At 66.8% G+C, this 3,295-nt stretch carries 3 protein-coding genes and 1 pseudogene; 2 read left to right on the forward strand and 2 right to left on the reverse strand.

Annotated elements, in window-relative coordinates; all coding sequences use genetic code 11:
• Positions 1-1,034 (reverse strand): zinc-dependent metalloprotease (locus RHBS_RS25975; protein ID WP_145977613.1); only part of this gene is annotated, 1,034 nt, incomplete at its 3' end.
• Positions 1,035-1,180: 146 nt separating this feature from the next.
• Between RHBS_RS25975 and RHBS_RS25980 the strand changes: the two are divergent.
• Positions 1,181-2,205: pseudogene (locus tag RHBS_RS25980) on the forward strand (PDZ domain-containing protein).
• Between the two features lie 13 nt (positions 2,206-2,218).
• Here RHBS_RS25980 and RHBS_RS25985 read toward each other — a convergent pair.
• On the reverse strand, positions 2,219-2,797 hold the full coding sequence (locus tag RHBS_RS25985; RefSeq protein WP_128646825.1) for a PPA1309 family protein: 579 nt from the start codon (positions 2,795-2,797) through the stop codon (positions 2,219-2,221).
• Positions 2,798-3,074: 277 nt separating this feature from the next.
• Here RHBS_RS25985 and RHBS_RS25990 point away from each other — a divergent pair.
• Positions 3,075-3,295: UPF0182 family protein (locus RHBS_RS25990; RefSeq protein WP_145977614.1), on the forward strand; the 221-nt coding region annotated here is incomplete at its 3' end.

Raw genomic sequence — 3,295 nt, forward strand, 5'->3', positions numbered from 1 at the left:
CGGATCGTTTCGCCGAGCGCGACGGCACCGGGCAGGCGGTCGCCCAGAGCGGCTGCAACCACCGTCTCGACCCATCCCTCGACCAGGGCGAGCAGTGTCTCGAGACGCTCGAGTGCGTGCTTCTGCTCCGGCGTCGTCTGTGGCTCGAAGGCACCCTGTTGCAGGATCGCCTCGATCTTCGACGGATCGGTCAGCGCGGACGGGTCGAGCCCTGCGGCGGCCTCTTCGATGGCCGAGAAGTCCATCCGGATGCCGCGCGCGTACTCCTCGACGGTGGCCAGAACCCGCTGCCGCAGCCACGGGACGTGGCTGTAGAGCCGCTGGTGGGCGGCTTCACGAGCGGCGAGGAACACCAACACCTCACGGTCGGGCTGTTCGAGTCCCTCACTGAACGACGCGATGGCCGACGGCAGCAGCGCCGCCGTTCCCGACGGTCCGAGGGGCAGGCCGATGTCGGTGGACGTCAGAACCTCCTTGGACAGCTGGCCGAGAGCTTGGCCGAGTTGCGAACCGAACGCCATCCCGCCCATCTGCGTCAGCATGCCCATCATCGGCCCGGCCATCTGCTGGGCCTCGGCGGGCAGTCCCGATGTCCACATGCCCGAGATCTGCTCGGCGACGGGGTCGCACAGGCGTTTCCAGGTGTCGATCGTGTTGTCGAGCCAGTCGACCGGTGTCCACGCAACGGTCTTGGTGGCACCGGCCGGCAAAGTCGTCGCCCCGTCCAGCCACAGCTCGGCCAGGTGCGCGGCGTCGGTGACGGCCTCTCGTTCGCCTGCCGACACCGGGCTGAAATCGCCCATCTGCTGGCGTGCCAGCTGCTTGGCCAGGTCGTAGTTCACCGGTCCCGACCCGGTCCCGCCTGCGGCTCCCATTCCGCTGAGCATCTGGCCGAACTGAGTGAGCATCTGGCCCAGCTGTGCGGGGTCGAAGCCCTCGCCACCGAAGCCGAAACCGGCAGGGTTGCCCGAGCCGTCCGGATCCTTCTTCTTGTCCGGGTCGTCGTCGGAGGCACCGAAACCAAAATTGCTCATGACTCAACGGTACAAGCCCAACGAACGGAGAGAGTGGTGGATCGTCACGCTGACGGCGAACAGTCCGGGCCGTGAGAAGTCGGCGCGGACGCACTCGACAGGGGCGGTCTGCACAGTCGACCGTATTCGGATCTAGTGTCTACGGAGTGAACCGAAGGATCGCCACTCTCGTCGCTGCGCTGCTACCCGTGGTGGTGCTGGGCGTCACCGGCTCGGTCGTCACCGTTCCGTTCGCCGCTCTCGGCCCCGGCCCGACGTACAACACTCTCGGTGACGTCGACGGGGTGCCCGTGGTGCAGATCGACGGAACCGAGGTCGATCCGACCGCGGGCCACTTGAACATGACGACCGTGGCCGTGCGCGATCAGCTCAATTTGTTCGAGGCTCTCGGCTTCTGGGCCAGCGGCAGGCAAGGACTGGTTCCGCGCGAGGAGGTCTATCCGCCGGACAAGTCGAAGGAAGAAGTTCAGGAAGGCAATCAGGCGGACTTCGAGCAGTCGGAGTCCAGCGCCGAACTCGCCGCGCTGCATCATCTGGATCTGCCGGTGTCGCTGGCGGTGGCCAGCGTGGCCGATGACGGGCCCGCTGTCGGAGTGCTGAACGTGGGGGACACGCTCGTCTCGGTCGGCGACACCCCCGTGGCCACGGCCTCCGCGGTTCGTGAGGCGGTCAGCTCCCGAGCCCCGGGTGATTCCGTCGAGATCGAGTACGTCCGGGACGGCATCACACGGACGGGTTCGGTGGTACTCGGAGCCCGGCCCGACGACGACACGTTGGGGTACCTCGCGTCACGCCCGAGGAGCAGCCCGATGTGCCGTTCGAGGTGAAGTTCAACCTCGCCGACGTCGGCGGACCGTCGGCCGGACTGATGTTCAGCCTGGCCGTGGTCGACAAGCTCAGTCCCGGTGAGCTGAGCAACGGAGAGTTCGTCGCGGGGACGGGAACCATCGACGCCGAAGGCACGGTCGGCCCCATCGGCGGTATTCCGTACAAGCTGATCGCCGCCCGCGAGGCCGGAGCCACCACGTTCCTGGTGCCGGACGCCAACTGCGGTGAGGCGCAACAGAACGTCCCCGACGGCCTCAGATTGGTGCGTGTCGAATCGTTGGACAGTGCTGTCGACTCGCTGCAGGCGATCGGCTCGGGCGGCGACGCGCCGTCCTGCAGCTGACCCGGCCCGGCCGCTAGTCGTCGTCGACGACGTCGAACGTCGCGTAGAGGCCGTGCACGACGTTGGGGGCCAGGTCCGGCGCGATACGAAGGTCGATGGGCGCGAATGGATCGGCGTCCTCGTCCGGGTGCAACTGCAGCAGAGTCAAGGACGGACCGTCCTTGAGTACGGCGACGATCAACCGAGCATCCCGTTTCTCGGGATGGTTCTCGGCAGCCGAGCGCGCGGCCTCGTCGGCCGCATCGGGATCGGCGAGCAACGGCATCAAGGCATCGTCGAGTGTCGATTCGGCGGCGGGGGGAAGGACCACGATCTCCTGGACCAGTGCGCATCCGACGACACCTTCGGGCCATGTGGAGGTGGCCAGGAACTCGTCCAGGGCGGGGGAGCCGCCGGTGATGTCCTCGGGCAGCGAATGTTGCTGAATGGGAGTCAGTGCAGCGCCGTCGGCAAGATCGTCGAGGAGTCCGGGCTCTGCCGCGGCGAGCGCTGCGGTGGGTACCAACGCGAACATCTGCGGGGCCTGGTGCCAACCGCCTGCCTCGACGAAATCCGCCACTTCGCGAGCACATCGAGCCAGAGCCTCGGCCACTTCCTGCCCACCCGACTCGGGGTCGAACTCGTCACCGAAATGGTCTTCGCCGGGCAGTCCGTTGCTGTCGTTGCTCACCGCACTATCCTCGCATCCGGATGGTTCCATGGACGCCGACGCTCCTGACCTGCGACCAGCAGTGGCCGCAGTACGGGCGTCGCAGCCGTAGGATCAACGTACGTACAGTAGGGCGAAACGGACATGCGGCGCACGACGAGTGCGCCGAAGAAGTCATCTGCGGCGCCGGTCGGCGTCGCCCGAAGTTGGAGTGTGGCACGTGGGCATGAGGCCCCCCACCGGTATGCCGTCCTTGTCGCGGCGAAGCCGGATCTTGCTCGTATTGGCCTTGGTAGCAGCAGGTCTGCTTCTCATCGGTCCCCGTCTGATCGACGTCTACACGAACTGGCTGTGGTTCGGTGAGGTCGCCTTCCGCGGCGTGTACACCACTACTCTGCTGACGCGGTTGGTGATCTTCCTCGTCGTTGCCCTGGCCGTCGG

The sequence above is a fragment of the Rhodococcus sp. BS-15 genome (genome assembly GCF_000813105.1).
In the GTDB taxonomy this organism is placed as follows: Bacteria; Actinomycetota; Actinomycetes; order Mycobacteriales; family Mycobacteriaceae; genus Rhodococcoides.